The following is a 7,040-nucleotide window of genomic DNA, read 5'->3' on the forward strand; positions in this document are numbered from 1 at the left end:
GCCGCATCCCGCAGTCAACGCCAAATAACCCAGGATTGCACCCGAACAGGCACCGTGCCGAACGCGGCGTAACGCAATCCGATGCTCGGATCCGTTTTAACCCTAAATGTCAACACATCCTAGCACCCCGTTTCATCCAATTTTGCCGATTCTCTCGTTCCCACGCGCCGTGTGGGAACGCAGAAGCTCCGCGCCGCGGAGTGTCTCGGAAACTCGTAGCCGCTGCTACATGGGCCTGATATGCTTGATTTTCATGAGGATTCAGCTCAATTGAGAACGCCCTCTAGCACCCTGTTTCATCCAATTTTGCCGATTGTCATTTGTCATCTCCACCGCAGGGAGAGATCCTTGTCCCGAGCGTAGCGAGGGATCTTTGGCGATGAGACAACCACAAAGTTACAAGATCCCTCCTTCGTCGGGACAAGGATTTCTCGCTTCGCTCGCAATGACAACCAGTAAAATTAGGTGAATTGGGTACTAGGGGATAAGGGCTAATTACATGAAAAATAGGATAATTATCAGCGGAAGGGCGGCTTGACAGGCGAGCACGAACTACACTAGACTCCGCCGCTACACCTGCCATCATAAGAATTACATCGTGCGGGGTAGGAGGAGGGGAGATGCTCGAAAACTATCTGCCCATCCTGATCTTCTTAGGGGTCGGGATCCTGGTTGGGGGCGGTGCCATCGCGGCGGGTTTCGTGCTTGGCGAGCACCGGCCGGATGCGGCGAAGAACGCCCCTTACGAGTGCGGCTTCAAGGCCTTCGAGAGTGCGCGCATGAAGTTCGACGTGCGCTACTATCTCGTCGCCATCCTCTTCATCATCTTCGATCTCGAAATCGCTTTCCTCTTTCCTTGGGCCGTGGTGCTGGACGCCGTAGGCAAGGTCGGCTTTGTCGCCATGGTCGTCTTCTTGGGCATTCTCGTTGTCGGCTTCATCTACGAGTGGAAGAAAGGGGCCCTGGAGTGGGAATAAGGGTCCCGGCATAAAGGTGCGGACCGGCGGCGTTGCCGTTCTCGTGCTTCTAACCATCACTGGCGAGGTCGGTTATGGGTATCGAGGGTATCCTCCAGCAGGGTGTGATCACCACCACGGCGGATAAGCTGATCAACTGGGCGCGTACCGGTTCCCTGTGGCCCATGACCTTCGGTTTGGCCTGTTGCGCCGTGGAGATGATGCATGCGGGTGCCGCCCGCTATGACCTCGATCGCTTCGGCATCGTCTTCCGCCCCAGCCCCCGCCAGTCCGACGTGATGATCGTGGCCGGCACCCTGTGCAACAAGATGGCGCCGGCCCTGCGCAAGGTCTACGACCAGATGGCGGAGCCGCGCTGGGTTATCTCCATGGGCTCCTGCGCCAACGGCGGCGGCTATTATCACTACTCCTACTCGGTAGTGCGGGGTTGTGATCGCATCGTTCCGGTGGATATCTATATTCCCGGTTGCCCACCGACGGCGGAGGCCCTTTTGTACGGCATCCTCCAGCTGCAGAACAAGATCCGGCGTACCAACACCATCGCCCGCTGAGCAGTTATCTGCACATGTCATACCAGGAATCGAAAACCGGCGACGCCAGGTTGGACGGGTTGGCGGATGGGCTCACCGAACATTTCGGCGCCCAGGATTGCGGAGTGTTGACCGCTCCGGGTGAAGTCACCTTGGTGGTTCCCCGGCAAACCTTGATCGCGGTCGCCACCGCGCTCCGCGACCATGAGGCTTTTCGCTGCGAGCAGCTCATTGACGTCTGTGGGGTGGACTATGCGGCCTACGGGCGTTCGGAGTGGGTAACGGCAGAGGCTTCGAGCAGCGGCTTCGGTCGTGGTGTCGCCCGCGGTTTCGAGCTGGAGGAGATCGAGGATCCCAAGCGCTTCGCCGTGGTCTACCATTTGCTCTCGCTGACCCACAATCGACGCCTGCGGGTGCGGGTGTATGCCGGTGCGCCCCGGCCCATGGTGGATTCGGTGGTGACGGTTTGGTCATCGGCCGACTGGTTCGAGCGCGAGGCCTTCGATCTGTTCGGCATTCTCTTCAATGGTCACCCGGACCTGCGACGTATCCTCACCGATTATGGTTTTATGGGCTATCCGTTCCGGAAGGACTTTCCATTGGTCGGGCAGGTGGAGATGCGCTACGATCCCGAGCAGGCGCGGGTGGTCTACCAACCCGTGAGCATCGAGCCGCGCACCCTGGTGCCCCGCGTCATCCGCGCCGATGCCCGCTGTGAGGGCGGATCGGCCACATCACCGGATGCCCCGGATGTCTGAGCAAGATGTCTGAGCAAGATGCCTGAAATCCGCAACTACACCCTCAACTTCGGCCCCCAGCACCCGGCGGCCCACGGCGTTCTACGCCTGGTCTTAGAGCTGGACGGCGAGGTGATCGTCCGCGCCGATCCCCACATCGGGCTCCTGCACCGGGGCACCGAGAAGCTCGCCGAGTCCAAGCCCTTCAATCAGAGCATCGGCTATATGGACCGGCTCGATTACATGTCCATGATGTGTAACGAGCACGGCTATGTGCGTGCCATCGAGAAGCTGTTGGGGATTACAGCCCCCGAGCGGGCCCAGTGGATCCGCACCCTGTTCGACGAGATCACGCGCATCCTGAACCACCTGCTGTGGCTGGGATCCCATGGGCTCGATGTGGGCGCCATGACCATGTTCCTCTATTGTTTTCGCGAGCGCGAGGACCTTTTGGACTGTTACGAGGCGGTCTCCGGTGCCCGTCTGCACGCCGGCTATTACCGCCCCGGCGGCGTCTACCGGGACCTGCCCGACCGGATGCCCCGCTATTCGGAAGCGGCCACCAAGTATCACAGCCAGGCGGATATGGAGCGCAAGAACGCCGCCCGCGGCGGGTCGCTGCTCGATTTCATCGAAGACTTCACCGAGCGCTTCCCGACCTATGTGGACGAGTACGAAACCCTGCTCACCGACAACCGGATCTGGAAGCAGCGCACGGTCGGCATCGGCGTCGTCTCTCCCGAGCGCGCCCTGCAACTCGGCTTCACGGGTCCCATGATCCGCGGCTCCGGCTTTGCCTGGGACCTGCGCAAGAAGCAGCCCTATGCCGCCTATGACCAGGTGGATTTCGATATCCCGGTGGGCCAAAACGGGGACTGTTACGACCGCTACCTGGTGCGGGTCGAAGAGCTGCGTCAGTCCAACCGGATCATCAAACAGTGCGTAGATTGGCTGCGCGCCAATCCGGGCCCGGTGATGATCGACGACCACAAGATCGCACCGCCTCCCCGCTCGGAAATGAAGGACGGCATGGAGGCCCTGATCCATCATTTCAAGCTCTTCACCGAAGGCTACTGTCCGCCCCCCGGCGAAGTCTATGCCGCGGTGGAGGCGCCGAAGGGCGAGTTCGGCTGCTATATCCTCTCCGATGGTGCCAACAAGCCCTATCGACTCAAGATCCGGGCGCCGGGGTTCGTCCACCTCTCCGCCATGGACGAGATGACCAAGGGACACATGCTGGCGGATGTGGTCGCCGTCATCGGCACCATGGACATCGTATTCGGGGAGATCGACCGCTGATGAGCTTCCGAACGGCACCACTCAGTGTCCCCTCCGGTCGCGGCCTATCTGATGTTGATAGGGAGACCCTGTTCACACCCGAGCTCCGCGCCGAGCTCGACCGTCACATCGCCAAGTACCCGGCCGAGTGGAAGCAATCCGCGGTCATGCCGGCCCTGACCCTGGTGCAGGAGTCCAACGGCGGCTGGCTGAGCCGCGAGCTCATGGATGACGTGGCCGCCTACCTGGATATGCCCGCGGTTGCGGTCTATGAGGTCGCCACCTTTTACGGCATGTACGACCTGGAGCCGACGGCCAAGCACAAGCTGTGCGTCTGCAACAGCATTTCCTGCATGTTGTCCGGCTCCGAGGACCTGATCGCGCACCTGGAGAAGAAGTACAGTGTCAAGCCCGGCCAAACCACGGCTGACGGCAGATTCACCTTCAAGGAGGTGGAGTGCCTGGGCGCCTGCCGGCATGCCCCCACGGTGCTCATCGGCAAGACCTATCACGAGAACCTGTCCGCTCAGGTGCTGGACGCGCTGATCGCGGGGTTGGAGTGAGGCCATGGTCCAGTCCCCCACTCACAACAGCGTCTGCTTCCGCACCCTGTATCTGGAGGATCCGGCCTCCCTCGGGACTTACCGCGGCATCGGCGGCTACGTCCAGTGGGAGAAGATCCTCAAGGACAAACCGGACCCCGATGATGTCATCGAGGAGCTCAAGCGTTCCGCCCTGCGTGGGCGCGGCGGCGCGGGATTTCCCACCGGGCTCAAGTGGAGCTTCATGCCCCGCACTGCCCCGGGCCAGAAATACATCGTCTGCAACTCGGACGAAGGCGAGCCCGGCACCTGCAAGGACCGGGATATCCTGCGCTACAACCCGCACCAGCTCATCGAGGGCATGGCGATTGCCGGCTACTGCATCGGCGCCACGGTCGGTTACAACTATATTCGCGGTGAGTTTTACGAGCCCATCGCGTGCTTCGAGACCGCCCTGCAGGAGGCCTACGACGCGGGCCTGGTCGGCAAGGATATCCAGGGTTCGGGGACAGATTTCGATCTCTACGTCCACTTAGGGGCCGGTGCCTATATCTGCGGCGAGGAGACGGCACTGCTTGAGTCTATCGAAGGCAAGAAGGGCCAGCCCCGCCCCAAGCCCCCGTTCCCGGCCCAGGCGGGGCTTTACGGCAGGCCCACCACCATCAACAACACCGAGTCCCTGGCCTCGGTCCCCGTCATCCTGGAGCAGGGTGGTCAGTGGTTCCTGGACCAGGGACGGCCCAACAGCGGCGGTCCCAAGTTGTTCTCGGTGACGGGTCATGTCAATAAGCCCGCCAACTTCGAGGTTCCCCTGGGTACGCCCTTCAAAGACCTGCTGGAGATGGCCGGCGGCGTCAAGGACGGTAAGGCGCTCAAGGCGGTCATCCCCGGCGGCTCCTCGGTGCCCGTGGTGCCGGGGGAGATCATGCTGGAGACGGACATGGACTATGACTCCATCGCCAAGGCAGGCTCCATGCTTGGCTCCGGGGCCGTTATCGTGATCGCCGAAGGTACCTGCATGGTCAAGGTCCTGGCCAACCTCTCCCATTTCTATGCCGCGGAATCCTGCGGCCAATGCACCCCCTGTCGGGAAGGGACCGGCTGGCTATCCCGGGTGCTGCATCGTATCCTCCACGGCCAGGGCCGACCCCAGGACCTGGATCTGCTCGACGGGGTAGCGGGACGCATCGGCGGCCGCACCATCTGTGCCTTGGGCGATGCCGCGGCCATGCCGGTTCAAAGCTTCCTCAAGCATTACCGCCACGAGTTCGAGTACATGATCGAGCATGGCAGGAGTCTGGCCGAGGTCGCCTGAGGTGGCCGGAGGTATGTTGAGCAATTCTTGGTGGTTCGTGCTTTCGTCTTAATGGTACAGGATTAACAGGATTTTTAGGATTAACAGGATTTTTTGTTGTGAAAAGTGCTTGCTGGTTTGGTAACCGCGTAATCGGGCGTAGGAAATTCAGGAAATATAAAAATCCTGTAAATCTTGTGTAATCCTGTGAATCCTGTCCTATTAGGGTTCCGCGACGAAGCTTGAGTTGGGCAAAGGCTGAGAAATCATCGGTCTGAGGCCAAGTCTTGCTAGATATGGGAATCTGAATGTAGGTTCCTATATTCAGGTATGTAACATCGGGTACCGGTACCTACTATTTAGGGATATTTAATAAATAGAGGTACTTTATTGCGGCGGAGAAACCGTTGATTGCATGTTAGCTCCGTGAATCGCACTTAAACCAGTCTGGGAGGTACAAATATGTCAATTTCAGAACCCTCACAAGAACACCAGGAGGATGATGTGAACACAAAACCCCATAAATGGTGGCAATGGGTGTTGCTTTATCCGGCGCTTTTCGTTTCTGTATTTGCTGCTGTTCCGACATATGTAGAAACATTTCGATCTGCAAAAATTGGTGTTCAATATGGTGAATCAAAGAATGCAATAAAGCAGGCTGATCTTTGGAGGAAGAATTTATCATGCGCATCTGCTCCATTAGATCCACTAGTAACACCTAATAATACGAAAGTAGATGCAACAATATGCAAAAGTGGAGACGTATTGGTCAAGATATTTACTCCAGAGGGTGATGAGTATTACCAATGGGTTGGTATTGATAGGGTTATAACGAAAACGGCTTTTAATGTTGGGTTTATAAAAAGCGCATATGCGGGCAACAGTGACAAAGAAACAATCTTGCTTGCGAGTACTGCGAGTACTGCGAGTACTGCGAGTAATGCGAGAGTCCTTTGTCAGAAGTATCTGGATTCTAGCCGGATACTTCGACGTGTATCAGTGCCAGGCCAAGGATGTTTTGATGAAATTATTAACACTTACACAGGGCGTGTAGAAAGCAAGAGGGCAGCGCCATGCAACTCTTTGTGTTGATTAAGATGAGACTACTCAATGCCTTAAAATTGGTGCCGGTGATGTTAATGCTTTGCTGCATTTCATATAGCGGGCTGGGGCATTCTCAAGAAAATGGGAAACAAGATAATACTACCCAGACAAACGAAGCGTCACCAAAGGGAAAAGAAGCAAAAAAGGTTGGAGAGCAAGGTAAGGCAGCAGTTGCAGCAGAAAACACGAGTGGAACTGAATATAAAAAAGCAAAGAAGCAAGAGTAATGGAGCTAACATTCACATCCAGCCAACCCGTTTGGCTCGTTCCCACGCTCCAGCGTGGGAACGCAGTTGCGGAGAAAAAAGCTGGCCGTTCAGGTTATTATGGAAGAAATGGGGACAGACCCTGAAGTATCCCCACAAAGTAGCTTTTGAAATCAATCGGTTACTGCAACAACCGGTATTTGGTATGGGCCAGGCCGTGCCGTAAGGCGCAAGCGACTGATTCTGAGGTCGATTTCGTGGGGATACCTCAGGGACAGACCACGTTTTCTGCTAAGGGGGGTAGTCGGTTAGCGCCACTTAGCCCAGAATGGAGGGGTGCAGTCATTGAGAAGTCCTAAGGGGATAGGACAG

8 protein-coding genes are annotated in these 7,040 nt (G+C 57.6%); all 8 read left to right on the plus strand.

Annotated features, from left to right (window positions below; genetic code table 11):
• The first annotated feature begins 620 nt into the window (after positions 1-620).
• The 8 genes from BQ17_RS09630 to BQ17_RS09660 all read left to right on the plus strand — a co-directional run bounded on the left by BQ17_RS09630 (position 621) and on the right by BQ17_RS09660 (position 6,689).
• Positions 621-977 (plus strand): NADH-quinone oxidoreductase subunit A, encoded by a 357-nt coding sequence (locus BQ17_RS09630; protein WP_089726530.1) that lies wholly within the window; start codon positions 621-623, stop codon positions 975-977.
• Positions 978-1,051: 74 nt separating this feature from the next.
• On the plus strand, positions 1,052-1,528 hold the full coding sequence (locus BQ17_RS09635; RefSeq protein WP_089726532.1) for a NuoB/complex I 20 kDa subunit family protein: 477 nt from the start codon (positions 1,052-1,054) through the stop codon (positions 1,526-1,528).
• Positions 1,529-1,542: 14 nt separating this feature from the next.
• Complete coding sequence (locus BQ17_RS09640; RefSeq protein WP_089726534.1) at positions 1,543-2,265, plus strand: NADH-quinone oxidoreductase subunit C; 723 nt, start codon at positions 1,543-1,545, stop codon at positions 2,263-2,265.
• An 18-nt stretch (positions 2,266-2,283) separates the two neighbouring features.
• Positions 2,284-3,543, plus strand: a complete 1,260-nt coding sequence (locus BQ17_RS09645; RefSeq protein ID WP_089726536.1) for an NADH-quinone oxidoreductase subunit D — start codon at positions 2,284-2,286, stop codon at positions 3,541-3,543.
• The gene (locus BQ17_RS09650; RefSeq protein WP_089726538.1) at positions 3,543-4,085 is read left to right on the plus strand and encodes an NADH-quinone oxidoreductase subunit NuoE family protein; all 543 of its coding nucleotides are present in this window, start codon (positions 3,543-3,545) and stop codon (positions 4,083-4,085) included. The genes BQ17_RS09645 and BQ17_RS09650 overlap by 1 nt, the downstream gene beginning before the upstream one ends.
• Before the next feature lie 4 nt (positions 4,086-4,089).
• The gene (gene nuoF / locus BQ17_RS09655) at positions 4,090-5,379 is read left to right on the plus strand and encodes an NADH-quinone oxidoreductase subunit NuoF (protein ID WP_089726540.1); all 1,290 of its coding nucleotides are present in this window, start codon (positions 4,090-4,092) and stop codon (positions 5,377-5,379) included.
• A 441-nt stretch (positions 5,380-5,820) separates the two neighbouring features.
• Positions 5,821-6,450 (plus strand): hypothetical protein, encoded by a 630-nt coding sequence (locus BQ17_RS20625; RefSeq protein WP_141699207.1) that lies wholly within the window; start codon positions 5,821-5,823, stop codon positions 6,448-6,450.
• Positions 6,432-6,689 carry a hypothetical protein gene (locus BQ17_RS09660; protein ID WP_089726543.1) on the plus strand — a complete coding sequence of 86 codons (258 nt, stop codon included), beginning with the start codon at positions 6,432-6,434 and terminating at the stop codon, positions 6,687-6,689. The genes BQ17_RS20625 and BQ17_RS09660 overlap by 19 nt, the downstream gene beginning before the upstream one ends.
• The last annotated feature ends 351 nt before the right edge of the window (positions 6,690-7,040 follow it).

The sequence above is a fragment of the Candidatus Thiosymbion oneisti genome (assembly GCF_900092655.1).
In the GTDB taxonomy this organism is placed as follows: Bacteria; Pseudomonadota; Gammaproteobacteria; order Chromatiales; family Chromatiaceae; genus Thiosymbion; species Thiosymbion oneisti.